This window comes from Streptomyces roseoverticillatus (assembly GCF_000719265.1).
Classification (GTDB): Bacteria; Actinomycetota; Actinomycetes; order Streptomycetales; family Streptomycetaceae; genus Streptomyces; species Streptomyces roseoverticillatus.
Genome location: NZ_JOFL01000012.1, coordinates 96,775 through 121,064 on the forward strand (window position 1 = coordinate 96,775; position 24,290 = coordinate 121,064).

Here is a 24,290-nt window from a genome sequence, read left to right on the forward strand (position 1 = left end):
GGGAGAGAGTGTGCTGCCGCAGCATCTTTCTTCCGCCGCGACGGTGCTCAGCCCGAGCGGCGGAGGCCGGCGGTGCCGTGCCGAGCTCACCCGTACGAGCGAAGGGCCCGGAAGCGCGATGCTTCCGGGCCCTTCGTCGTGGCCTGCTCAGTGACCGGCGTGCTGGGCGCCCTGGGACGCTTCGCCCGCCGGAGTGGAGGGCTTGCCCGCCGCGCCGGACGGGGTGCCCGCAGGAGCGGAGGGCTCCCCGCTCGGCTTGCCGCCGCCCGGCTTCGCGGCCGGCGTCGGCGCGGCCTCGGACGGGCCCCAGTCCTTGAAGTAGCTCGTCGCCGGGACGACGAACGCCCCGACCCGCACCTCGCCCGTGTTGCTGAAGTCGAACGCCAGGCGCTGCTGCTCGCCGTCCTTGATGGCCTCTCGGCCGTCCGGCAGGACCGCCGAGGCGTTGTCCTTGCCGCCCAGCAGCACGGAGCCGCCGGCCGGCACGACGACGTCGCCGGAGCCCTTGGCCGCGGTGAGCTTCACCTTGGCGCCGTTCTTGCCGGGCAGGGTGATCGCGCGGAGCGTCTGGTCCTTGCGGCCGTTGTTGAAGACCTGGCCGGTGATCACGGCGGGGCCCTTGGCGGCAAGGTCGGGCTGCGTGATCACGTTGACGTTCTGCAGCTTGATGTCGCCGACCGAGGTGGCGGCGTTGTCCGGCTTCACCTCGAGCGTCTGCGCGCTGTTACCAGCCGCGCAGGCGGTGAGCGAGGCGATCGAGAGCACGAGGGCGGTGGCGGCGAGAGTGCCGCGTCGAAGGCTGCTGCTCACGGCGGCGGCATCTCCTTGACGAGGTGAGAGGTGTAAGCGGTGCAAGCGGTGTAAGCGTGGTGTCAGCGCGCTTAGGTTACCGACCCCCTCGGAGGCGGCCGCACCCGACCCGCCCCCATGGTCAACTTCGGCCCTGTCCGGCGGACGGCCGAATATCGACGCCGTGCGCCCCGCGCGGATGTCCGCGGGTGCCTGTGCGCATTATCGGTGCGGAATGCGCGGGCGTGCGGAAGCCCTTCCTGAATTGATCAAGTTCGCGGTGATCAATTCCGGATTCCGGTCGGTGAACGCGCCCGGCGCCCCGAACGGAGTAGCGGAAGTCAGCCGAGCGGACCCCGGCAAAACGGGACGTTCGACCGCTCGCGAGCGGCTCTCCACGCGTGTAACGTGCCCGTTTCGCCTTGCCCGAAGAACCGCTCCCACCTGCGAATACCCGCTTCCGGAAGCCCTCCGCAGCACGTCCCGGTTGCTGTTGTCAAGCCCCGAGATATGCCCTGACCTGCGAAAACGCCATTCAGAACGGGGAGTTCCCGTGTTAGACTGGATAGCCACGGAAGGGGTACCTGTCACATGACGTTCAAGGTTGGCGACACCGTGGTCTATCCCCATCACGGGGCCGCGCTGATCGAGGCCATCGAAACTCGCCAGATCAAAGGCGTGGACAAGACCTACTTGGTGCTGAAGGTCGCCCAGGGTGACCTGACGGTTCGGGTGCCGGCGGACAATGCGGAGTTCGTCGGTGTGCGCGATGTGGTCGGCCAGGATGGGCTGGACCGGGTCTTCGAGGTGCTCCGCGCACCGTATGCGGAAGAGCCGACGAACTGGTCCCGCCGCTACAAGGCAAATCTCGAGAAGCTCGCGTCGGGCGACGTGATCAAGGTTGCCGAGGTCGTGCGCGACCTGTGGCGCCGCGAGCGCGAGCGCGGTCTGTCCGCCGGTGAGAAGCGCATGCTGGCCAAGGCACGCCAGATCCTGGTGAGCGAGCTCGCCCTCGCGGAGAACACCAACGAGGACAAGGCCGAGGCCCTGCTCGACGAGGTCCTCGCGTCCTGAGGCCGTTACGAGCCGACGGCCTGCATGCCGATGCCCTCGCGTCCCGACGCACAGGTGCCGGACGTGAAGACCGTACGTACGGGATGCACCGGACGTAAAGAAGTGCCGCGGTGCCCGCGCGGTGACGCAAGTCATCCGCCGGGCGCTGCGGCATCTCTGGATGCGGGCACGCGTACCCGCCGTGCTGAGAGTGCCGGGCCCGGGCAGCCGGCCCGCCCAGCTGTCACGGAAGGGGCTGGTCGGGGCTTGTTGCCCGGCACTCCCCAGGCCATACCCAATCCGGCCGAGGAAGCAAACCTGAACGCGAACGCAATGTCTGATCGAGCCCCTGCCGTCACTCCTTCGCGCACCGCCGCCGTGATCCCCGCCGCGGGCCGCGGGGTCCGGCTCGGCCCGGGCGCCCCCAAGGCCCTGCGCGCCCTGGGCGGCACCCCCATGCTCGTCCACGCCGTCCGGGCGATGGCCGCCTCCCGCGCCGTCTCCCTCGTCGTCGTGGTCGCCCCGCCGGACGGCGCCCCCGAGGTCCGCGCCCTCCTCGACGACCACCCCCTCAGCGGCCACGACCGCGCCGAGGTCCTCGTCGTCCCCGGCGGCGGGACCCGCCAGGAGTCCGTCCGCCTCGGCCTCGCGGCCCTCCCGGCCGACGTCACCACCGTCCTCGTGCACGACGCCGCGCGCCCCCTGGTGCCCGTCGACACCGTCGACGCCGTGATCACCGCCGTACGCGAGGGCGCGCCCGCCGTCGTCCCCGCGCTGCCCCTCGCCGACACCGTCAAGCAGGTCGGGCCGCGCACGGGCGCCGCGGAGGGCGAGCCCGAGCTCGTCACCGGCACCCCCGAGCGGGCGCTCCTGCGGGCCGTGCAGACCCCCCAGGGCTTCGACCGGCGCACGCTGGACGCCGCCCACGAGAAGTTCGCCGCCCTGGAGGGCGAGGGCGCCACCGACGACGCCGGCATGGTCGAGCGCCTCGGCACCCCCGTCGTCCTCGTGCCCGGCCACGAGGAGGCCTTCAAGGTCACCCGGCCGCTGGACCTCGTCCTCGCCGAGGCCGTACTCGCCCGCAGGAGGGCCAACGATGGCTTCTAGCCCGCTCCCCGCCCTGCCCCAGGTGGGCATCGGCACCGACACGCACGCCTTCGAGGAAGGCCGCGAGCTGTGGTGCGGCGGCCTGCTGTGGCCCGGGGAGACCGGCCTCGCCGGTCACTCCGACGCCGACGTCGTCGCCCACGCCGCCTGCAACGCCCTCTTCTCCGCCGCCGGCCTCGGCGACCTCGGCGCCCACTTCGGCACCGGCCGCCCCGAGTGGGCCGGCGCCTCCGGCGTCACGCTGCTCACCGAGGCCGCCCGCATCGTGCGCGAGGCCGGCTTCGTCATCGGCAACATCGCCGTCCAGGTCGTCGGCGTCCGCCCGCGGATCGGCAAGCGCCGAGAGGAGGCCCAGAAGGTCCTCTCGGAGGCCGTGGGAGCCCCGGTGACGGTCTCCGGCGCCACGACGGACGGCCTGGGCTTCCCGGGCCGCGAGGAGGGCCTCACGGCCGTGGCGACGGCGCTCGTCGCTCGCTCGGCGGGCTACTAGGCCCTCAAGGCCTGCGGCCGGGCATTCCGCCGGACCCCTCGCCGTGGTGGCCGAGCACCGCTGCGGCGGGGCCTTCTTGCCCGGGCAGGCGCATCTCTCCGGCGCCGTGATGCCGGGGTGCCCGGATGCCGGGGTGCCGGGAGCGCCGGGTCTAGATCGACCCCACGACCTTCCGCGGCGTCACCCGCACGACCACCCGCTGCGCGTCGTCCTTCGCCGCCGGGTTGAAGTCCGCGTAGTCCTTCCCCGTGTACTTCCGCGAGAGCTCGTCGATCAGCTCCGGGCCGCCCTCGGTGGTGAGCGTGGCCGTGCCGCGCACCTCGGCGTAGGTGTACGGAGCGTTCGGCGGGTTGATCATCACCGTGACGCGCGGGTCGCGGCGCATGTTCTTCTCCTTGCGCCGCCCGACGGTCGTGGAGATCAGCAGGTCGTCGCCGTCGCGCGTGACCCAGGTGACCGTGAGCTGCGGGCTGCCGTCCGGCTGGACCGTGGCGACCGTCGCGAAGACGGGTGCGTCGTCGAGGAGCTTCTTCAGGTCGTCGGAGAGCGTGGCAACCACGGCGGTTCCTTCCCTGGGGAGCGTACGCGATCGCGCTCACCGTATGCCGCCGGCGCGGGAAAGGGGCGCGTACAAGCCGGGACAAGCCGGAACGCGCCCGTACGGGTCAGGGCCGGACCGTGAGGTCCGGCCCTGACCCGTACGGTCAGCGGTGAGGGGTCAGGGCCCGTCCGGCCGGCCCACGGCCACCCGGTCGCCCGCCGGCTGCTCGTACGTGCCCGTCTCGTACGCCCGCAGCCGCTGCGCCACCGCGCCCTCGCGGACCTCCTCGCGCCCGGCGTGCTGCTCGGGCACCGGCGAAGCGCCCTGCGGAGCGCCTTGTGCGGCTCCCGGCGAAGCCGGCGCCGCACCACGCCGCGGGGAGTGCTGCCGCACCTCTTCCATGCTGGAGCGCAGCACCTTGCGCAGCCTCGTGCCCAGCGGCCGCTCCACGAGCTTGTGCAGCAGCCACGCCGCGCCGAGCATCACCAGGACCAGGCCGATGACCAGCACGTGCCGGGGGACGCGGTCGCGCAGGCCGTAGATGACCGTCATGCCGATGTACTGGTGGAGCAGGTACAGCGGGTAGGTGAGCGCGCCCGCCGTGGACAGCCAGCGCCACTGGATCCGGTTGAACTTGCCGCACGCGATCAGCGCCATCAGCACGAACGCGACGAAGACGATCACCCGGGCGGGCCAGGCGGGGATGTTGTGCGTGGTGTTGTCCGCGACACGCCGCGTGATGTGGTGCTCGGCGAGGAGCAGGGACATGGCGGTGATGCCCCAGAGGAGGGCGTTGGGGCGGTAGCGGTACATCAGGTAGAAGGCGATGCCCGCGACGAAGTACGGCTGGTAGAGCGGCATCGCCCACTGGTCGAGGACCTTGATGTCCGCCTGGACCGAGGCCAGTGCGACGACCGTCCACAGGACGCAGAAGAGCACGCACTTGCGGTACGTCACGCCCGTAGCCACGACGACCGCGAACATTACGTAGAACTTCAGCTCGATGAAGAGCGTCCAGTAGACGCCGTCGACGTCCCAGACCCCGAGCCCCGACTGGAGCATGGTCAGGTTGGTGAGGACGCCGTCGAAGCCGCCGTTGATCTGGCGCACCTGCGGCCACAGCGTGACGACCGAGGCCGTCAGGAGGATCGCGACCCAGTAGGCGGGGTAGACCCGCGACACCCGGGAGATGAAGAAGTCCCCGAGCGAGCGGCCCCACGTGCTCATGCAGATCACGAAACCGCTGATGAGGAAGAAGATCTCGACGCCCGTCCAGCCGTACTGGGCGAACTTCCACAGGTTGGGGAAGATGTGCTCGGGATCCTGGCCCCAGCCTCCCCGCAGCGCCACGTAGTGGAAGAAGACGACCATGAGGGCGGCGACGATCCGGAGCCCGTCCAGGACGTAGAGCCTGGGAGCCGCGGGTTTCTGTCCGGCTACCAGGCCGCCATCGAGATCTCCTCGGCTGGCGAAACGCATGTGGTCCTCTCCATCGGGCTCAGGACGGCTCATCCTACGAGGGCCGTCCGCGGGCATGCTGACACAAGGACCCCCCGGCCCGCCGTGACAGTTATCTCCTGTCTCTGCCGTAATTCCAACCCCCGGCCTGGAACGTCTCCGGGGTGATCTTGTGACGATCTTGTGGGGGGCCGGACAGACCGGTACGGATCTCCGCCGCCGAGCGCTGCAGCCCGCGCCGCAGCATCCCGGCCAGCGGCCGCTCCACCAGGCGGTGCACCAGCCACGCGGTCACCAGCATCCCCGCCACCAGCGCGGGCAGCAGGACGGCCGGGGGCACGTCACGGCCGGTCCGCCGGATCACCAGCCAGCCCACCCGCTCGTGGATCAGATAGAGGGGATAGGTCAGCGCGCCGGCCGTGGTCAGCCACCGGTGCGTGAGCCGGTGCGTCCAGCCGAGCGCGACCGCCGCCATGGCGGCGAAGAACACGGCCAGCAGCACCGCCGTCGGCCAGTGCGGCACCCGGTGGCCCATGTGGCCCTCCGCGCGCGCCTGGGCCGCCACCAGGTCGTGCTGGGCGACGAGGAAGCACCCGGTGACCAGCAGCCACAGCGCGAGGTTCGGGCGGTGGCGGTGCATGAGGTAGAAGGCGATGCCCGCGATGAAGTACCAGCAGTCCTCCGGCAGCAGCACCTGGTCGAGCAGCGGCTCGTCCACCGCGGCCGCGACGGCCGCCGCGAAGCCCCAGACCACGCAGAAGCCGACCGCCCGCGCGTACGTGAGCCCCTTCCCCGCGACGACGAGCGCGAAGAGCAGGTAGAAGCGCAGCTCGACCCACAGCGTCCAGTACACGCCGTCGACCGCGTCCACCCCGAGGGGTGACTGGAGCATGGTCAGGTTGACCGCGACGTCACGCGAGCGGAGGGTTTCGTCCGCCACCGGCCACAGACAGACGACGAGGGCGACGGCCAGGACGGAGAACCAGTACGCGGGGAAGAGCCGGGTGATGCGCGACACGGCGAACTCGCCGGGCCCCCGGCCCCAGCAGCTCATGCAGATCACGAAGCCACTGATCATGAAGAACAGCTGCACCCCCAGCCAGCCGTACGACGCCGGCGCGCAGGCGGTGGGGAAGACCTCCGGCGGCGGCCCCGGCCACGCCCCCTTGTCGAACGCCACGTAGTGGTACGCCACCACCATCAGCGCCGCGCACAGCCGCAGCCCGTCCAGTGCGGCCAGCCGGGCGCGCCCGCGGCTTCCGTCGTGCTGTACGGGCAGCAGGGTGGGGTGCAACGCCCCTCCAGGAGGGAAGGTGAGGCAGTGCCCGGGAAGCTATCACGCAGATCTGTACTTTTGCCGTATTAGGCCGTATTAGGAAGATAGGTGGGCAAGAGGTGCGGTTCCCCCGCGGAACCCCTCGTTCCCTCCCTTCCGTGCCCCGATTGCCGGGGGCACTGCCGAACGCCCACTACTCTGGTTGCGTGACCATTCGCCTGTACGACACCAGCGCCCGGCAGATCCGCGACTTCTCCCCGCTCACTCCGGGCTGCGTCTCGATCTACCTGTGTGGCGCGACCGTGCAGGCCGCCCCGCACATCGGCCACATCCGCTCCGGCCTGAACTTCGACATCCTCCGCCGCTGGTTCGCCTACCGCGGCTACGACGTCACCTTCGTCCGCAATGTCACGGACATCGACGACAAGATCATCAACAAGGCGGCCGACCAGAACCGCCCCTGGTGGTCCATCGGCTACGAGAACGAGCGCGCCTTCAACAGCGGCTACGACGTCCTCGGCTGCCTGCCGCCCACCGTCGAGCCCCGCGCCACCGGCCACGTCACCGAGATGGTCGAGATGATGCGCGGCCTCATCGAGCGCGGCCACGCCTACGCCGCCGACGGCAATGTGTACTTCGACGTGCGCTCCTTCCCCGGCTACCTGCAGCTCTCCAACCAGGAGCTGGACAATCTCCTCCAGCCCTCCGGCGAGGGCGAGACCGGCAAGCGCGACCCCCGCGACTTCGCCATGTGGAAGGCCGCCAAGCCCGGCGAGCCCTCCTGGGAGACCCCCTGGGGCCGCGGCCGCCCCGGCTGGCACCTGGAGTGCTCCGCCATGGCCCACAAGTACCTCGGCGAGGCCTTCGACATCCACGGCGGCGGCCTCGACCTGATCTTCCCCCACCACGAGAACGAGATCGCCCAGGCCAAGGCCTTCGGCGACGACTTCGCCTCGTACTGGGTGCACAACGCCTGGGTCACCATGAGCGGCGAGAAGATGTCGAAGTCCCTCGGCAACTCCGTCCTCGTCTCCGAGATGGTCAAGCACTGGCGCCCCATCGTCCTGCGCTACTACCTCGGCACCCCGCACTACCGCTCGATGATCGAGTACAGCGAGGAGGCCCTGCGCGAGGCCGAGGCCGCGTTCGCGCGGATCGAGGGCTTCATGCAGCGCGCCACCGAGCTCGCCGGCAAGACCGTCGAGCCCGCAGCCGAGGTCCCGCCCGCCTTCGCCGAGGCCATGGACGATGACCTGGGCGTCCCCCAGGCCCTCGCGATCGTGCACACCACCGTCCGCCAGGGCAACTCCGCCCTGACCGCGGACGACAAGGAATCCGCCGTCGCCCGCCTGGCCGAGGTCCGCGCCATGCTCGGCGTCCTCGGCCTCGACCCCCTCGACGAGCAGTGGGCCGACGCCTCCGCCGGCCGCGGCGACGACCTCCACGGCGTCGTGGACTCCCTGGTCCGCCTCGTCCTCGACCAGCGCCAGGCCGCCCGCACCCGCAAGGACTGGGCTGCCGCCGACGCCATCCGCGACCAGCTCCAGCAGGCCGGCCTCGCCATCGAGGACACCCCGTCCGGCCCCCGCTGGTCCCTGTCCTAGCCGGCGATCCGAGCGTCGCAGTCCGTCCTGAGGGACACTTTTCGTACGTACGTTTACAGAAGTCGCGGCCAGCGACTCTGAGCAGTGAAGAAACAGGTGCACCCATGGCCGGCAACAGCCAGCGCAGGAACCGCCGCACGTCCAACAAGAAGGGCGCGCAGGTCGGCAGCGGCGGTCAGCGACGCCGGGGCCTGGAGGGCAAGGGCCCGACGCCGCCCGCGTCCATGCGGAAGGGCCACAAGAAGAACCGCATCGCCAACGCCAAGGTCCGCCACGAGACCAAGCGTCCGGCCCCGCGCCGCGGCGGCCCCAAGGGCACCAACGAGCTCGTCGTCGGCCGCAACTCCGTCGTCGAGGCGCTGCGCGAGGGCGTGCCCGCCAACACCCTGTACGTCCAGCAGTACCTCGACAACGACGAGCGCGTCCGCGAAGCCCTCCAGCTCGCCACGGACAAGGGCCTCAACCTCATGGAGGCCCCCCGTCCCGAGCTGGACCGGATGACCAACGGCCTGAACCACCAGGGCCTGGTCCTCTCCGTGCCGCCCTACGAGTACGCCCACCCCGAGGACCTCACCGCCGCCGCGTTCGACGACGGCGAGGACCCGCTGATCGTCGCCCTCGACGGCATCACCGACCCGCGCAACCTCGGCGCCGTCGTCCGCTCCGTCTCCGCCTTCGGCGGCCACGGCGTGGTCGTCCCCGAGCGCCGCGCGGCCGGCATGACCGCCAGCGCCTGGAAGACCTCCGCCGGCACCGCCGCGCGCACCCCGGTGGCCCGCTGCACCAATGTGACGCGGATGCTGGAGGGCTACCAGAAGGCCGGCCTCACGGTCGTCGGCCTCGCCGCCGACGGCGACGTCGAGCTCCACGAGCTCGAAGCCCTCGAAGGCCCGGTCGTCATCGTCGTCGGCAGCGAGGGCAAGGGCCTCTCCCGCCTCGTCGGCGAGACCTGCGACTTCCGCGTGCGCATCCCGATGCCGGGCGGCGCCGAGTCGCTCAACGCCGGTGTCGCGGCGGGCGTCGTGCTCTACGAGGCGGCGCGCCGCCGGGCCTGAGAAAACTCTCCTCAAGCGCAGGACGGGCCGGTTCACCGGCCCGTCCTGCGCTTGTGCGCACGGTTGACGGGCCGCGTTGACGCGACCCGGACAGTTCGACTCGGTCAAGGCAGTGTCCTAATCAGAAGTCACTCGGTTAGATGAGTGTGGACACCAGAACACCCCGCACACCCACGGGGGGAAGCTCTTCCGGGTACGACGACCAGCCCGCGCTGAGTACGGTGAAGGTTCCGTCCGACCCGGCGCAGATCGCCGTCAACCACGTGAGTTTCCGCGTGCAGCTCGCCCGGCCCCCGCGCGTCGCCCGCCAGTACGCAGGCATCGCCGACACGGCGCAGCTGCCCACCGTCAAGAGCACGCCCAAACGGCGCGCTCCCGTGGTGTGGAGCGGGCGGGCCGCACCCGGCGACGCCGCGCCCACCGAACTCCTGCAGGCCGTACGGGACTCCGCCGTCACCGACGCGGGCTCCACCCAGGTGCTGCCCCGCATCCGCGTCGGCGACCAGCCCCCCTCCGTCGTCGGCCCCCGCAGCCACGGCGAGCGCACCGGCCCCGGCGAGCTCGTCGACGCCGCCGGCCCCGCCGCCCCCGAGACGCAGCTCCTGCACGGCGTCCGCCCCACCGGAAGCGCGTACGACGAAGACCGGTACGGCTACCCGCAGTTCGGCGGCCCGGACGACCCCGACGGCTACGACGCGGAATACGACGAGGGCGCCGAGGGCGCGGACGGCGAGGAGGGCGCCGCCAAGCGCCACAACGACTCCGTCCGGCACGCCTACTACCCCGGCCGCCGCATGAACCTCGGCGTCGTCCTGCTGCCCCTGCGGATCTTCCTCGGCCTGATCTCCATCTACGCCGGCATGGGCAAGCTCTGCGACCCCGTCTACTTCGACGGCGGCAAGCGCGGCTCCATGGTCGCCTGGCTCACGGCCCTCCACCCCTGGCCCGCCGCCGAACCGCTGCGCGACCTCGCCCTCGCCCACCCCGTGGGCGCCGGCCTCACCGTCGCCTTCCTCCAGGTCGTCGTCGGCGTGCTCACCATCTTCGGTCTCTGGCAGCGCCTCGCCGCCTCCGTCGGCGTGCTGCTGTCCGCCGTCCTGATCGTCACCGTCAGCTGGCGCAGCACCCCCGTCTACGACGCCCCCGACATCATCTACCTGGCCGCCTGGAGCCCCCTCGTGATCGCCGGGGCGCCCTTCTACTCCATCGACGGACGCCTCGCCGGCGAGGCCTGGCGCCGCCTCGGCCCGCGCGCCGAGCTGTGGGACCTGCGGCGGCGCGTCCTGCGCCGCGGCACGATCATGGCCACGGTCGTCATCGGCCTCACCCTGCTGGTCGGCTCCACCCTCGGCGGCGCCGTCCGCTCCTCCCAGACCGTCAGGGTCCCCGGCCCCAGCGACCCCCCGGTCAACAACCTCCCCGGCTCGCCGTACCCGCAGAGCCCCACCGCCGCCACCCCGCGCGGCGGCACCCACGGCCCGTCGGCCGCCGGCACCCCCACGCCCACGGCCCCCGGCACCCACTCGGCGACGCCGTCCGCGACCGCCCCGGCCGCGCCCGGCGCCGCCCGCACCCCCACCGGCGCCGCAGCGGGCGGCGCGGGACGGCCCGGCGCCAGCCAGGGCGTCCGCCCCGCCCCGCAGACCCCGCGGCACCAGGCCCCGCCGGCCGCGCCGCGCAGCCCCTCGGGCGGCTCGTCGGCCTCCAGCGGCGCGGGCAGCACGTCGAGCAGCACGGGCGGCGGCTCGTCCTCCGGCGGCTCGTCCGGCGGCACGGGCGCGCTCGGCGGCCTCCTGGGCTGAGCGACCCCGCACAGAACGGCCCCCGCACCCTTCCGGGTGCGGGGGCCGTTCTCGTCGCCGTTGCGGCGGCACGGGCGCGCTCGGCGGACTCCGCGGCCAACCGCAGTCCTACGCGCCGGCCAGCTCCTTGGCCGCCTCCGTGAGGTCCTTCGCGGTGTCGATGGCCCGCCAGTACGCGCCGTGCGGCAGCGGATAGCCCGCGAGGCGCCGCTCGCGCGCCAGCCGGGGGAACGTCGTGCGCTCGTGGTCCCCGCGCTCCGGCAGCAGGTCAGTGAAGGCGGCGGAGAAGACGTAGACGCCCGCATTGATCAGGTACGGGGAGGGCGGGGACTCGATGAAGTCCAGCACGTGCCCGAACTCGTCGGTCTCGACGGCCCCCCAGGGGATCCGGGGCCGGGCCAGGGCCAGGGTGGCCGCCGCGTCACGCTCGTGGTGGAAGGCGGCCATCTCGCGCAGCGAGAAGCGGGTCCAGATGTCGCCGTTGGTGGCGTACCAGGGCCGGTCGGGGTGGGGCAGCGAGGCCGCCGCGAACTTCAGGCCGCCGCCCCGGCCGAGCGGCTCCTTCTCGACGACGGTGGTCACCCGCAGCGGCAGTTCGGCCGACACGAGCCAGTCCTGCAGGACCTCCGCCAGATGGCCGCACGAGACCACGGCGTCGGTGACGCCCTCGGCGGCCAGCCAGGCCAGCTGATGGCCGATGATCGGGGTCCCGGTGCCGGGGATCTCGACCATCGGCTTGGGTCGGTCGTCGGTGTACGGGCGCAGCCGCGACCCCTGGCCGCCGGCCAGGATCACGGCTTGGGTGGGGTACGGATACGCGTGCGTGCCGGTCATGCCCCGCACGATATGCGGTGCCGTCCGCGGGCGGACCGGTGGTGGCGCGGCAGCCGTGCCCCTGGCGGCGGGTCAGCGGGCCTGGACGCCGGTGGCGTACGAGGTGTCGCAGACGGGCCGGGCGTAGCTCTGGGCCTGCTTCGGGCCGTACTTCGCGACCGCCGCGCGGCCGAGGCTGCGTGCGATCTCGACGCAGTGCCTGGCCAGCGAGGGACGGCCGTTGGTGGCCTGCTGGAGGTGGGTGAGGGCTACGCCCGGGTTCTTCTCCTGCATCTCGGTCAGCAGCTTGTCGCGCAGCACCTCGTGCGGGGCGAGGCCGCGGGCCTGGGTGGAGGCGGTATTGGAGGACGCGGTGAGCACCTGCGAATCGGCAGGCGCGGCCCACGGGACGCGGGTCACCGCGAGGGTTCCCGAGAGGACGAGAACGACGGGGAGTACGAAGGCAAGGGTTCTGCCGATGTGGCGGGCGGCCTGGTTCATGCCGCAGATGGTAGCGAGGGGTAATGACGCCGCGACATCTAGTCACCCGGTCGAGGGATACGTCAGGGGGCGCGGCGCGTCGCCGAGTTGACGCACGCCACTCGAAAAGGGCGATCTGCCGGGGAAAACGGCAACCGGTGCGGCTTCGACCCGAAAAACACCCCGCCCCCGGCCTTTCGGCGGCACGGGGGCGGAGGTTTCGTCCGGGCGCGGGCCCGGCGCCGGCGTCAGTCGCTCAGGCGCTCGCCGGAAGAGGTCGAGAAGACGTGCAGCTCACCCGGGCGCGGGACGACGTGCAGGATGGAGCCCTTCTCGGGCACGTTGCGGCCGTTGACGCGGACGACGAGGTCCTTCCGCTCGCCGCCGACCTCGGCCGTGCCGTACACGTATCCGTCGGCGCCGAGCTCCTCCACGACGTTGACGGTGACGGCGAGGCCCGCCGGGGCGTCCTTCGACTCCTTGCCGAGCGACCGGGCCGCCTCGCCGTTCTGTTCGACCACGTCGAAGTGCTCGGGACGGACACCCACCGTGACCGTACGGTCACCCTTGCCGGTGCCCGCGAGCGCCTCGCGCGACACCGGGACGACGCTGTTGCCGAACTTCACGCCTCCGTCGGTCACCGGCACCTCCACCAGGTTCATGGCCGGCGAGCCGATGAACCCGGCGACGAACAGGTTCGCCGGCCGGTCGTACATGTTCCGCGGAGTGTCGACCTGCTGCAGCAGCCCGTCCTTGAGGACGGCCACGCGGTCGCCCATCGTCATGGCCTCGACCTGGTCGTGGGTGACGTAGACGGTGGTGATGCCGAGGCGGCGCTGCAGCCCGGCGATCTGCGTGCGCGTCTGCACGCGCAGCTTCGCGTCGAGGTTCGACAGCGGCTCGTCCATGAGGAACACCTGCGGCTCGCGCACGATCGCCCGCCCCATCGCCACGCGCTGGCGCTGACCGCCCGAGAGCGCCTTCGGCTTGCGCCCCAGGTACTCGGTGAGGTCGAGGATCTTCGCCGCGTCCTCCACCTTCTGGCGGATCTCCGACTTGGGCACGCCCGCGATCTTCAGCGCGAAGCCCATGTTGTCGGCGACGGTCATGTGCGGGTAGAGCGCGTAGTTCTGGAACACCATGGCGATGTCCCGGTCCTTCGGCGGCAGATGGGTGACGTCCCGGTCCCCGATCCGGATCGATCCTCCGTTGACGTCTTCCAGCCCCGCGAGCATCCGCAGCGAGGTCGACTTCCCGCACCCGGACGGGCCGACCAGGACGAGGAACTCACCGTCCTCGATGGTGATGTCGAGCTGATCGACGGCGGGCTTGTCGGACCCGGGGTAGATCCGGGTCGCCTTGTCGTACGTGACCGTGGCCATGGTGATGCAGTCCCTTCACCGGCAGGAACGTGCCGGACGATCCGTTGTAGAGGGAGTGGTCCAGTCCAATTGGATCGGACTGCTGGTGACGGTACCCGGGGAGCGGCTTTCTGTCAGTAGTTCCGGAAGGCCGCCGGCAACAAGCTTGTGGCTGGTGGAACTGGCCGCTGTGTAGAGTGGAGCCGCGTTCGCGGGCGATGTCCGTGCACGTCACGCCGCCTTAGCTCAGTTGGCCAGAGCGTCGCTCTTGTAAAGCGAGGGTCGTCGGTTCGAATCCGACAGGCGGCTCAAGGAAGCACAGTTCAGCGCAGCAACGGCCCTCCGTGAAAGATCACGGAGGGCCGTTGCTCTTTGCGCTCGCGTACGGCTAGCGCCTCAGCTGTGGACCTCCTCGTCCGCCGCGCGGTGACGGCCCTGGCCCTGGGCGGGGACGGACTCGGCCGCGGGCCCGGGCCGCGGAGCGTCCTGGTGGCCCGGCCACCAGGCCTTGTGGCCCAGGAGGGACGTGATCGTCGGGACGAGGAGCATGGCCATCACGAAGGCCGTCAGCAGTATGCCGAAGGCGACGGCGAAGCCCATCTGCTGGAGCATCGAGTTGTCGGCCAGCAGGAGGACGCCGAAGGTGCCGGCGAGGATGATCGCGGCGGAGGCGATGGTGGGGGCCGAGCGGGCGACGGCGGTGCGGACGGCCTCGCGGGCCGGGACGCCGCGCCGGACCTCCTCCCGCAGGCGGGCGACCATCAGGATGTTGTAGTCGGTGCCGATGGCGACGACGAAGAGGTAGACGATGACCGGCAGCATGAACAGCAGGCCGTTCTTGTGCTGGAGGTCCTGGAAGAGCCAGACGGTGGAGCCGAGCGTGGCGCCGAAGCCGAGGGCGACGGCGATCATCAGGTAGAGCGGGGCGACGAGGCTGCGGAGCAGCAGGCCCAGGATGACCATGATCGCGAGGCCGGCGATGGGGAAGACGAGCTTGTAGTCGTGGTTGACGGCCTTCTCGACGTCGGCGAGGACGGCGGAGGTGCCGCCGACGTAGGCCTTGGCGCCGTCGGGCGCGGCCTTGTGGGCGCTGTCGCGCAGCGCGCCGCCCGCGATTTCGATGGCCTTGTCCTCGGTGGGGCGGTACTTGAGGACGACGCTGTACTGGGCGACGGTGCCGTCGGGGCTGACGACCGGGTCGGAGACGCCGCCGACGCCGTCGACCCCGGCGAGTTCCTTCTTGTACGTGCCGAGGGCGCCCTTGTCGAGGGTGCCGCCGCGGGATTCGACGTAGACCATGGCGGGGTCGGACTGGCCGGCGGAGAAGCCGCGCTGCAGGTCCTTCATGGCCTGGACGGACTCCAGCTTCTGGGGCAGCTGGCTGTCGGTGTCGAACTCGGCCTTGAAGCTGAGGGCGCCGAGGGCGAGGGCGGCGAGGACGGCGGCGGAGAGGGTGGCGATGACGGCGGGGCGGCGGGCGACGAGCGTGCCGAGGCCGCCCGAGACGCGGTTGCGTGGGCGCTTCTTCCAGGCCTTGGAGGGCCAGAAGGCCTTGGTGCCGAGGAGGGAGAAGACGGCCGGCACGAGGGTGAGGGCGGCGACGAGGGTCACGCCGACGGCGATGGCGAGCGAGGGGCCCATCGCCCGCATCATGCCCATGGTGGAGAGCAGGAGGGCGAGGAAGGCGACGATGACGGCGCCGGCGGCGGAGGCGATGGTCTCGCCGACGCGGGCGACGGCGTTGGTGAGGGCCTCCTTGGGCTGCTGCCCGGCGCGCAGTTCTTCGCGGTAGCGGAAGAGGAGGAAGAGGATGTAGTCGGTGCCGACGCCGAAGAGGACGACGATGAGGATGGCGGAGATGGAGTTGTCGGCCTTGAGTCCGCCGAGGTGGGCGGCGGTGCCGATGAGTCCGAGGGCGACGGCGAAGACGAGGGCGATGATGAGGACGGGCATCAGCGCTATCAGCGGGCTGCGGAAGATGACCAGCAGCAGGATGATGATCAGGAGGAGCGTCGCCGACATGATCATCGCGTCGGTGTCGCCGGAGGACTCCTGAGCGTCCAGGTTGGTGGCGGCCTGTCCGGTGAAGCCGGCCTTCAGGTGGGTGCCGTCCAGCAGGCCCTTGGCGTCTTCGCGGAGGTCCTTGACGGCGTTGGGCAGGGTGGCGTCCTGGGAGTTCCTGTCGGTCGCGACGACGTTGGCGAGGGCGATCTCGCCGTTGGGGGAGACGGCCTGCGGGTTCGTCACGATGCGGGCGACGCCCTTGCGGTGCTTGTCGTCCAGGCCGCGGGTGACCTTGGCGACGTCGGCGCGGTCGGCCTCGGTGAGCTTTCCGCCGTCGGAGCGCTGGAAGACGACGATGGCGGAGGGCTGTTCGGTCTTGGGGAAGGCCTTTTCCTGGAGTTTGCCCGCCTGCACGGATTCATAATGCGAAGGAAGGAATTCCGTTTCATCGGTCGTGGACTTCAGCCCCGGGGCCAGCAGGACGAGGGCCACTGCGGCGACGATCCAGCCGGCGATGGTCAGCCATGGTCGGTGGACGGCGAACCGCCCGACTCGTCGGAACATGCTTGGTGCTCCTAGCTAGGTGATTCCCGCGGTCGCTTCAGGTGGGCGGACGGCAGGCAAGGCATGAACACGCTAGACAGCCCCGAATTGCCTCCACAACAAAATCGCCGGGAAATCGGTCCTGGGTCGGGGTCGCTCTCATCCGGCCGGATGAGGGAGTGTCACCCGAGAGGTAGAGAAACGCGGCGCCGGGCGCCTTCTCCCGGATTACTCTGCCCCCATGAGCGATGCCGCCGCCCCCGCCCCGACCCCGCCCGGTGGATCCGCGGGCGGGCCGGCCTATGCCGACCGCCTGGAGCGTGCCGCCGTCGAGGCCGCTGACTCCGGCCTGGCCGGTCTGATCGTCACACCGGGCCCCGACTTGGACTGGCTCACGGGCTACCGTCCGCCCCCCACCGAGCGGTTGACCGCCCTGCTGATCGCGCCGGGCGAGCGGCCGCGGCTGCTCGTTCCCGCCCTGGAGCGTCCCGACGCCGAACAGGCCCCGTCGGCCTCGTCGTTGTCGGTCACCGGCTGGAGCGACGGCCAGGATCCGTACGCGGCACTGGCTCCGCTGCTCGGGCCGAAGGGCCGCTACGGCGTCTCGGACAACGCCTGGGCGCTGCACCTGCTGGGTCTGCAACGGGCTTGCCCGGAGGTGTCGTACGGGGCGTTCACCGAGGTCATGCCGATGTTGCGGGCGGTGAAGGACGCCTACGAGGTGGAGCGGCTCGCGGCCGCGGGCGCGGCGGCGGATGCTGCGTACGAGGACGTGTCGGGGTTGCAGTTCGAGGGGCGGCGGGAGCGGGAGGTGGCGGCCGATCTGGCGCGTCTGCTGCTCGAACACGGCCATAGCCAGGTGGATTTCACGATTGTCGGATCGGGCCCGAACGGGGCCAATCCGCATCACGACGCGGGTGACCGGGTCATCGAGCTGGGCGACATGGTCGTCATGGACTTCGGCGGGCTGAAGGACGGCTACGGCTCGGACACGACGCGTACGGTGCACGTGGGGCAGCCGACGGCCGAGGAGCGCAAGGTGCACGACGTGGTGCGCGAGGCGCAGCAGGCGGCGTTCGAGGCGGTGCGGCCGGGTGTGGCGTGCCAGGAGATCGACCGGGTGGCGCGGCAGGTCATCCGGGCGGCGGGGTTCGGGGAATACTTCATTCACCGTACGGGGCACGGCATCGGTGTGACGACGCACGAGCCGCCGTATCTGGTGGAGGGTGAACACCTGCCGCTGGTACCGGGGATGTGTTTCTCCATCGAACCGGGGATTTACCTGCCGGGACGTTTCGGTGTACGGATCGAGGACATCGTGGTGTGCACGGAGTCGGGCGGGCGGCGGTTGAACAATACGGCGCACGGGATGCGGGTGGTGGCCTAGCGGCCACCGGTTCCGCTCCGGTGGCTTCTTACGGCTGCAGCCCCGGAGGTTTACGGCCGATGCGGCGGCTTACAGCTGCAGGTACATGATGTGCAGGCCGGTGTACGTGCCGTCGGGGAGGCGGTAGGCCTCGGGCAGGGTGCCGATGATGCGGAATCCGAGGGATTTCCAGAGGGCGACGGCGCGGGTGTTGGTCTCGACGACGGCGTTGAACTGGATGGCGCGGTAGCCCTGCTCGCGGGCCCGGGCGATGACGTGCTCGCCGAGGGCCCGGCCGATGCCGCGGCCGGCGGCTTCGGGGGAGACCATGAAGCTCGCGCCGGCGATGTGGGAGGCCGGGCCCATGTGGTTGGGGTTCATCTTGGCGGTGGCCAGGACGGTGCCCTCTTCGTCGACGGCGACGACCGTACGGCCGGGGGCGTCGAGCATCCACATGGCGCGGCCGGTGCCCTCGTCGAGGTCGCGCGGGAAGGTGTAGGTGAGGCCTGCGGCGGCGGTGTCGCGGACGAGGGGCCAGATGGCGGGCCAGTCGGTGTCGCGGGCGTCTCTGATCTCGGTCTTCATGGGGCTCAGGATGGGGGCGGATGCGGGGCGGGGCCAGCGATTTTCGCCGAGGGGCGCGGGGCGGTCACTGGGGGCCGTCCTCCGGCTCGTAGGCGCGCATGTGGTGCCGTTCCTCGGCCTCGGCGGTCTCCGCGCCGGGTGTGCCTGCCTCGACGTCCCCCAAGGGGCTCGCGTGCTTGGGCGGTCCGGCCGTGACCAGGATGCCGCCGGCGAGGCCGGCGAGGAGCATGATGCCCGAGCCCCAGGCGATGGCGATGTGGAAGCCGTGGACGACGCCGGACTTGACGACGGTGTCGCGGTCGGCGGGGGTCAGGGCGCCGCCGGTCGCCGCGGCGGTGGCGGCGGCGCTCTTGAGGTGCGCGGCGATGTACGTGGCGCCGGCTGACGTGGCGATGGTGTTGAGGAGGGCGGTGCCGATGGAGCCGCCCACCTGCTGCGCGGTGTTGACCGTGGCGGAGGTGACGCCGGAGTCGTGCGGGGCGACGCCGGAGGTGGCGGTGGCCATGACGGGCATGAAGATCAGGCCCATGCCGAGGCCGACGAGGAGCTCGGCGGGCAGGACGTGGCTGACGTAGGCGGGTTCGACGGGCAGGAACGTGAGCAGGAACAGCCCGCCGGCGGCGAGGACGGCGCCGGGCACCATGAGGGCCCGCGGGGGCACCTGGTTCAGCAGGCGGGCGGAGATCTGGGTGGACCCGGCGACGATTGCGGCGGTCATGGGGAGGAACGCGAGGCCGGTCTTCACGGGGGAGTAGCCGAGGACGACCTGCAGGTAGTAGGTCATGAACAGGAACATGCCGAACATGCCGATGACGGCCAGGCCCATCGTCAGGAACGCCCCGCCGCGGTTGCGATCGCGGACGATCTGCAGGGGGAGCAGCGGGCTGGGGGCGCGGCTCTGCCACCAGGCGAAGACGCACAGGAGCGCCACGCCGCCGCAGAGCAGGCCGAGGACGAGCGGGTCGCTCCAGCCGCGCGGCTCGGCCTCGCTGCAGGCGTAGACGATGGAGACGAGGCCGCCGCAGCCCAGGAGGACGCCGCGGATGTCCAGGCGGGGGCGTTCGCCGCGGCGGCGCCGGTCGTCGTGGAGGAAGGCGCCGGCGCCGAGCAGGGCGGCCAGGGCGATGGGCACGTTCACGTAGAGGCACCAGCGCCATCCGAGGTACTCGGTGAGCAGGCCGCCGGCGATCAGTCCGATCGCGGCGCCGCCGCCCGCGATGGCGCCGTAGATGCCGAAGGCCTTCGCGCGTTCCTTGCCGACGGTGAAGGTGGTGGTCAGCAGCGAGAGCGCGGAGGGGGCCAGGAGCGCGGCGAAGGCGCCTTGCAGGGCGCGGGCCATGAACAGCAGGCCGGAGGTGTGCGCGGCGCCGCCGAGGGCGGAGGCGGCGGCGAAGCCGACGAGGCCGGTCATGAAGGTGCGTTTGCGGCCGGCCAGGTCGGCGATCCTGCCGCCGAGCAGCAGCAGGCCGCCGAAGGCCAGGGTGTAGGCGGTGATGACCCACTGCCGGTTGCCGTCCGACACGTGGAGGGCGCGCTGTGCGGACGGCAGGGCGATGTTCACGATGGTGGCGTCGAGGACGACCATCAGCTGGGCGGTCGCGATGACGACCAGGGCCCACCAGCGGCGGGGGTCGGGTGCGGAGGGGGATATCGGTATGGGGCCTGTGTCCGAGGAACTCGTGGAACCCGTGGAACCCGTTGAACTCATGGGACCTGCCCTCACGGCCGTACGTGCAGAGATCCGCACTCCAGAGTAGGCCGATCGGGTGAGGGGCGCCTGTCGAACGCGGGGCTCCTTTTACGGCCCGGGTGCTACGGCACGGGTTCTACGGGGCGGGCGCTACGGGATTACGGGACGAGCACCACCTTGCCGACCGTCCGCCGGGTTTCGAGGGCCCGGTGGGCGTCGGCGGCCTCGGTGAGGGGGAAGCGGGTGACCAGCGGGGTGACGCGGCCCGTGGCGGCGTCGGCGAGGGAGGCGGCCTCCAGGCGGCGCAGTCCTTCGGGGCCGCCGACGCGCTCCAGCATGGCGGGGCCGAGGACGTTGCGGGAGGTGATGCCCCGCTCGGCGAGCTCCTCCTCGCTGAGCGTGAACGACGGTCCGCTGCTGGTCAGGCCGTCGGCGGACCAGCCGAAGACCAGGTGGTCGCCGCCGGGGCCGAGGAGGCCGACGGCGGCGCGGGCGGCCTCGCCGCCGACCCCGTCGAAGACGACGGTGGCGGCCCGTCCGCCGAGGGCCGCGCGGGCGGCGTCCGGCCAGGCGGGGTCGTTGTAGTCGAGGGCGACGTCGGCGCCCAGGGCGCGCACGCGCTCCGCCTTGACGGGGCCGCCGGCGAGGCCGACGACGGTGGCGCCCGCGTTCTTGGCGTACTGCACGAGGAGGGCGCCGATGCCGCCGGCGGCGGAGGTCACCACGGCGACGTCCTTGCTGCTCAGCTCGGCGAAGCTGAGGACGGCGAGCGTGGTGCGGCCGGTGCCGATCATGGCGATGGCCTCGGCTTCGCCGAGCCCGTCGGGCAGTTCGTGCACCTTCTCGGCGGCGGCGACGGCGAGCTCGGCGTAGCCGCCGGGGACCATGCCGAGGTGGGCGACGACGCGCCGGCCGAGCCAGCTCGCGTCGACCCCTTCGCCGAGGGCGTCGACCGTGCCGGCCACCTCGCGGCCGGGGATGGTCGGCAGCTCGGGTGCGGTGTGGACGGCGCTGCTGTAGCCGGAGCGCAGGGCGGTGTCGAGCAGGTGCACGCCGGCGGCGGCGACGGCGATCCGGAGCTGCCCGGGGCCGGGCACGGGGTCCTCGGCGTGCTCGTGGACGAGGTTTTCGGCGGGGCCGAAGGCGTGCAGTCGTACGGCGTGCATGGCGGTCTCCAGGGCGTTCTGCGGGGCGCGTGTCGCGCTGTTGATGTCTTTGAGTCTTCAACCTCAGCCAAGGTTGAGGTCAAGCGCCGCTGTCAGTGCTCTGTGTCACCGTGGACGGCATGACGACTCACGGCAGGAAGCGGACGCGTGCGACGTTCCCGGAGGTGAAGGTTCCGGAGGTGCGGCTGCCCCCGCTGCGGCCGCACGACGGTGCGGAGCTGGAGCCCGAGGGCGACTACGACGGCCTCGCCTTCACGGACGCCGGCTTCGCGGGGCAGTCGGGCATAGGCGCCCGCTTCCTGGACTGCGGGCTGTACCGCTGCGCGCTGGATGGGACGGAGCTGGTGGCGGCCCGGTTCACGGACTGCGTGCTGGACGGCGTCCGTGGCGTGGGCACCGACCTGTCGAAGGCCGGCCTGCGGGACGTGGAGATCCTGGACGCCCGGCTCGGCGGCGCGCAGCTGCACGGCGCGTCGCTGGAGCGGGTCGTCGTCCGCGGCGGCAAGATCGACTATCTGAATCTGCGCGGGGCCGCTCTGAAGGACGTCACCTTCGAGGGCGTCGTCCTCTCCGAGGCCGACTTCGGCGGTGCCCGGCTGGAGCGCGTCGTCTTCCGCGACTGCGCGCTGCGCCGCGCCGACTTCACGGGGGCCCGGATGACGGACGTGGACCTGCGGGGGGTGACGCAGCTCGACGTCGCCCGCGGCATCGAGCACCTGTCGGGCGCGGTGATCAGCCCGTCCCAACTCCTGGATCTTGCTCCGGCGTTCGCGGCGCAGATAGGCGTACGGGTGGAGCCGGCGGCGGGGTGAGGCCCGGGAGGGCTGTACGGCTATAGGGCTGCACGGCTACAGGGCTCTACGGCTACAGGGCCGCACGGCTATGCGGCTATACGCGCGGGAAGCGGGCCTGCAGGTCCCAGACGACGGGGTTGTCGGCAAGGCCCTCGTGCATGTCGCACAGGTCGGCGATCAGGTCGTGCAGGAAGTCGCGGGCCTCGCGGCGCAGCGCCCGGTGGTCGAAGGTGAGCGCGGGCTCGTCGGCCGGCATCCAGTCGGCGGAGACCTCCACCCAGCCGAAGCGCCGCTCGAAGAGCATGCAGTCCGTGGACTCGGTGAAGTCGAGCTCGGCGAACTGCGTGGCCGCCGAGCGGTTGCCCCGCGGGTCGCGGTCGATCTGCTCCATGACGTCGCACAGCGCCCACGCGAAGTCGAGCACCGGCACCCATCCCCAGGCTGTGGACAGCTCGCGGTCCGTCTTCACATCGGCGATGTAGACGTCCCCGCAGAACAGGTCGTGCCGCAGGATCCGCACGTCGGCGGTGCGGTAGTCCGTCTGCGGCGGGTCGGGGAAGCGGCGGGAGAGCGAGTAGCCGAGGTCGATCACGCCTCGATGGTGTCACGGCGGCGGGCCGGACGCGTAAACGTGTGCGAGCGGACCGGGCGAACGCGGGCGGGCGGGTCCCGGGCGGACGCGGACGAGTCCGGGGTGCCCCGCGTCGGCGGCGGGGCACCCCGGACTCATGTGCGGTTGATCGTTACTTCACGTTGATCGCGGTCCAGGCGGCGGCGACCGCCTTGTACTCCGCGCTGCTGGAGCCGTAGAGGTCCGCGGTGGCCTTCAGGGTGCCGGTGCGGGCCGCCTTGTAGTTCGTGGTGGAGGTGAAGTACGTGGTCAGGGCCTTGTACCAGATCTTGGTGGCCTTGTCCCGGCCGATCCCGGTGACCTTGGAGCCGTCGGCCGTCGGGCTGTCGTACGTCACACCGTTGATCGTCTTCGTGCCGCTGCCCTCGGACAGCAGGTAGAAGAAGTGGTTGGCCGGGCCCGAGGAGTAGTGGACGTCCAGGCGGCCGAGCGAGGAGGACCAGGAGTCCTTGGACTTGCCGTCCTTGCTGGGCTTGTCCATGTAGCGCAGCGGGGTGCCGTCGCCGCGGATGTTGATGGCCTCGCCGATGAGGTAGTCGCCCTTGTCGGTCGAGTTGTTGGCGTAGAACTCGGCGGCGGTGCCGAAGATGTCCGAGGTGGCCTCGTTGAGGCCGCCGGACTCGCCGCTGTAGTTCAGGCCGGCCGTGGCCGAGGTGACGCCGTGGCTCATCTCGTGGGCGGCCACGTCGAGCGCGGTGAGCGGGTTCTTGTTGCCCTCACCGTCGCCGTAGGTCATGCAGAAGCATTCGTCGTCCCAGAAGGCGTTGACGTAGTTGTCGCCGTAGTGGACGCGGGAGTACGCGGCGACGCCGTCGTTCTTGATGCCGGTGCGGCCCAGCACGTTCTTGTAGAAGTCCCAGGTGACGGCCGCGCCGTAGTGCGCGTCGACGCCGGCCTTCTGGTCGCCGTCGCCCCAGGTGTCGCTGGAGTTGGTGAAGAGGGTGCCGGTGCCGTCGGTGCCCTGGGCCAGGTTGTAGGTCTTGTGGCCGCCGCGCTCGCCGTCCACGAGCTGGTAGCCCGAGTCGCTCTTGGTGGTGGAGAGCGAGACGGTGCCGCTGTAGGTGCTGGTGCCCGAGCCGGTCTCGATGGCCTCGCGCTGGAACAGCTTCTTGCCGGTGTTGGCGTCGGTGATCACGTGCAGCTTGCTGGGCGTGCCGTCCTTCTGGACGCCGGTGACCACGGTCTCGTAGGCGAGGACGGGCTTGCCCTCGGCCGCCCAGATGACCTTGCGCGGCGCGCGGTCGGCGCCGGCCTTGGCGGTCTTCTCGTCCGCGGCGGCGCTGAGCGCGCTCTTCTTCGCGGCGGCGGGGGCCTGGGCGGGGGTGGTGCTGGGCACGGCTATCTGCGCGTCGGTCGCCTTGTCGACGCTCTTCGAGCCGCTCTTCGCCTCGTGCACGACGAGGTCGCCGCCGAGCACCGGCAGACCGTCGAAGGTGCGCTCGTAGCGGGTGTGGACCGTGCCGTTCGCGTCCTTGATCACGTCACGGACGACGAGCTTCTCCTTGCCGCCGAGGCCGAGCTTCGCGGCGGTGGAGGGAGCCGCGGACTGCGCGTCCTTGATCGCGGCGACCCGCTGCCCCGCGGAGACGGCGAGGGGCGAGGCCTCGCTCGCCTTGTCGGGGGTGGCGCTCGCGGAGCCGGTCTGCACGGCCACGACGACCATGGCGGCGGAGGCGACGAGC

The 24,290-nt window shown here is 71.5% G+C and carries 21 protein-coding genes and 1 tRNA gene; 9 read left to right on the forward strand and 13 right to left on the reverse strand.

Going from position 1 to position 24,290, the window contains the following annotated elements:
- Positions 1-147: 147 nt before the first annotated feature.
- The gene (locus IF61_RS0116640; RefSeq protein WP_030367182.1) at positions 148-810 is read right to left on the reverse strand and encodes a copper chaperone PCu(A)C domain-containing protein; all 663 of its coding nucleotides are present in this window, start codon (positions 808-810) and stop codon (positions 148-150) included.
- A 570-nt stretch (positions 811-1,380) separates the two neighbouring features.
- On the opposite strand from IF61_RS0116640, the gene IF61_RS0116645 reads away from it, so the two are divergent.
- From IF61_RS0116645 to ispF, 3 genes are all read left to right on the forward strand, one after another.
- On the forward strand, positions 1,381-1,863 hold the full coding sequence (locus IF61_RS0116645; protein ID WP_003953493.1) for a CarD family transcriptional regulator: 483 nt from the start codon (positions 1,381-1,383) through the stop codon (positions 1,861-1,863).
- Positions 1,864-2,175: 312 nt separating this feature from the next.
- The gene (gene ispD / locus IF61_RS0116650) at positions 2,176-2,949 is read left to right on the forward strand and encodes a 2-C-methyl-D-erythritol 4-phosphate cytidylyltransferase (RefSeq protein WP_030367183.1); all 774 of its coding nucleotides are present in this window, start codon (positions 2,176-2,178) and stop codon (positions 2,947-2,949) included.
- Complete coding sequence (gene ispF, locus IF61_RS0116655) at positions 2,939-3,439, forward strand: 2-C-methyl-D-erythritol 2,4-cyclodiphosphate synthase (RefSeq protein WP_030367184.1); 501 nt, start codon at positions 2,939-2,941, stop codon at positions 3,437-3,439. Before ispD ends, ispF begins: the two co-directional genes overlap by 11 nt.
- Positions 3,440-3,590: 151 nt before the next feature.
- Here ispF and IF61_RS0116660 read toward each other — a convergent pair whose 3' ends face one another.
- From IF61_RS0116660 to IF61_RS0116670, 3 genes are all read right to left on the reverse strand, one after another.
- Positions 3,591-3,998, reverse strand: coding sequence for a PPOX class F420-dependent oxidoreductase (locus tag IF61_RS0116660; protein ID WP_030367185.1), 408 nt, complete (start codon positions 3,996-3,998; stop codon positions 3,591-3,593).
- Positions 3,999-4,157: 159 nt separating this feature from the next.
- The gene (locus tag IF61_RS0116665) at positions 4,158-5,459 is read right to left on the reverse strand and encodes an acyltransferase family protein (protein WP_078660263.1); all 1,302 of its coding nucleotides are present in this window, start codon (positions 5,457-5,459) and stop codon (positions 4,158-4,160) included.
- Between the two features lie 91 nt (positions 5,460-5,550).
- Positions 5,551-6,732 carry an acyltransferase family protein gene (locus IF61_RS0116670; protein ID WP_078660264.1) on the reverse strand — a complete coding sequence of 394 codons (1,182 nt, stop codon included), beginning with the start codon at positions 6,730-6,732 and terminating at the stop codon, positions 5,551-5,553.
- 188 nt (positions 6,733-6,920) lie between these two features.
- On the opposite strand from IF61_RS0116670, the gene cysS reads away from it, so the two are divergent.
- The 3 genes from cysS to IF61_RS0116685 all read left to right on the forward strand — a co-directional run bounded on the left by cysS (position 6,921) and on the right by IF61_RS0116685 (position 11,175).
- Positions 6,921-8,318 (forward strand): cysteine--tRNA ligase, encoded by a 1,398-nt coding sequence (gene cysS, locus IF61_RS0116675; protein WP_030367188.1) that lies wholly within the window; start codon positions 6,921-6,923, stop codon positions 8,316-8,318.
- Between the two features lie 104 nt (positions 8,319-8,422).
- Positions 8,423-9,373 carry a 23S rRNA (guanosine(2251)-2'-O)-methyltransferase RlmB gene (gene rlmB, locus IF61_RS0116680; protein ID WP_030367189.1) on the forward strand — a complete coding sequence of 317 codons (951 nt, stop codon included), beginning with the start codon at positions 8,423-8,425 and terminating at the stop codon, positions 9,371-9,373.
- 140 nt (positions 9,374-9,513) lie between these two features.
- A complete protein-coding gene (locus tag IF61_RS0116685; RefSeq protein WP_078660265.1) occupies positions 9,514-11,175 on the forward strand; it encodes a DoxX family protein in 1,662 nt (553 codons plus the stop codon).
- Positions 11,176-11,283: 108 nt separating this feature from the next.
- Here IF61_RS0116685 and IF61_RS0116690 read toward each other — a convergent pair whose 3' ends face one another.
- The 3 genes from IF61_RS0116690 to IF61_RS0116700 all read right to left on the reverse strand — a co-directional run bounded on the left by IF61_RS0116690 (position 11,284) and on the right by IF61_RS0116700 (position 13,850).
- On the reverse strand, positions 11,284-12,009 hold the full coding sequence (locus IF61_RS0116690) for a nucleotidyltransferase family protein (RefSeq protein WP_030367191.1): 726 nt from the start codon (positions 12,007-12,009) through the stop codon (positions 11,284-11,286).
- 72 nt (positions 12,010-12,081) lie between these two features.
- Positions 12,082-12,489 carry a hypothetical protein gene (locus IF61_RS0116695; protein WP_030367192.1) on the reverse strand — a complete coding sequence of 136 codons (408 nt, stop codon included), beginning with the start codon at positions 12,487-12,489 and terminating at the stop codon, positions 12,082-12,084.
- A 227-nt stretch (positions 12,490-12,716) separates the two neighbouring features.
- Complete coding sequence (locus IF61_RS0116700) at positions 12,717-13,850, reverse strand: ABC transporter ATP-binding protein (protein WP_030367193.1); 1,134 nt, start codon at positions 13,848-13,850, stop codon at positions 12,717-12,719.
- A gap of 214 nt (positions 13,851-14,064) precedes the next feature.
- Here IF61_RS0116700 and IF61_RS0116705 point away from each other — a divergent pair.
- Positions 14,065-14,138: transfer RNA gene (locus tag IF61_RS0116705), tRNA-Thr, on the forward strand.
- 87 nt (positions 14,139-14,225) lie between these two features.
- Here IF61_RS0116705 and IF61_RS0116710 read toward each other — a convergent pair.
- Complete coding sequence (locus tag IF61_RS0116710; RefSeq protein ID WP_052392748.1) at positions 14,226-16,397, reverse strand: MMPL family transporter; 2,172 nt, start codon at positions 16,395-16,397, stop codon at positions 14,226-14,228.
- A gap of 220 nt (positions 16,398-16,617) precedes the next feature.
- Between IF61_RS0116710 and IF61_RS0116715 the strand changes: the two genes are divergently transcribed.
- The gene (locus tag IF61_RS0116715; protein ID WP_030367195.1) at positions 16,618-17,763 is read left to right on the forward strand and encodes an aminopeptidase P family protein; all 1,146 of its coding nucleotides are present in this window, start codon (positions 16,618-16,620) and stop codon (positions 17,761-17,763) included.
- A 69-nt stretch (positions 17,764-17,832) separates the two neighbouring features.
- On the opposite strand, the gene IF61_RS0116720 is transcribed toward IF61_RS0116715, so the two are convergent.
- The 3 genes from IF61_RS0116720 to IF61_RS0116730 form a co-directional block, all read right to left on the reverse strand.
- Positions 17,833-18,327, reverse strand: coding sequence for a GNAT family N-acetyltransferase (locus IF61_RS0116720; RefSeq protein WP_030367196.1), 495 nt, complete (start codon positions 18,325-18,327; stop codon positions 17,833-17,835).
- Positions 18,328-18,391: 64 nt separating this feature from the next.
- On the reverse strand, positions 18,392-20,035 hold the full coding sequence (locus IF61_RS0116725) for an MFS transporter (protein WP_078660266.1): 1,644 nt from the start codon (positions 20,033-20,035) through the stop codon (positions 18,392-18,394).
- 140 nt (positions 20,036-20,175) lie between these two features.
- Positions 20,176-21,183, reverse strand: coding sequence for a zinc-binding dehydrogenase (locus IF61_RS0116730; RefSeq protein WP_030367198.1), 1,008 nt, complete (start codon positions 21,181-21,183; stop codon positions 20,176-20,178).
- Positions 21,184-21,302: 119 nt separating this feature from the next.
- On the opposite strand from IF61_RS0116730, the gene IF61_RS0116735 reads away from it, so the two are divergent.
- Complete coding sequence (locus IF61_RS0116735; protein ID WP_052392756.1) at positions 21,303-21,995, forward strand: pentapeptide repeat-containing protein; 693 nt, start codon at positions 21,303-21,305, stop codon at positions 21,993-21,995.
- Positions 21,996-22,071: 76 nt separating this feature from the next.
- Here the strand turns inward: IF61_RS0116735 and IF61_RS0116740 are convergent, their stop codons facing one another.
- Both IF61_RS0116740 and IF61_RS0116745 read right to left on the reverse strand, forming a co-directional pair.
- A complete protein-coding gene (locus IF61_RS0116740) occupies positions 22,072-22,569 on the reverse strand; it encodes a hypothetical protein (protein ID WP_030367200.1) in 498 nt (165 codons plus the stop codon).
- A 151-nt stretch (positions 22,570-22,720) separates the two neighbouring features.
- Complete coding sequence (locus tag IF61_RS0116745) at positions 22,721-24,271, reverse strand: M4 family metallopeptidase (RefSeq protein ID WP_397945925.1); 1,551 nt, start codon at positions 24,269-24,271, stop codon at positions 22,721-22,723.
- Between the last annotated feature and the right edge of the window lie 19 nt (positions 24,272-24,290).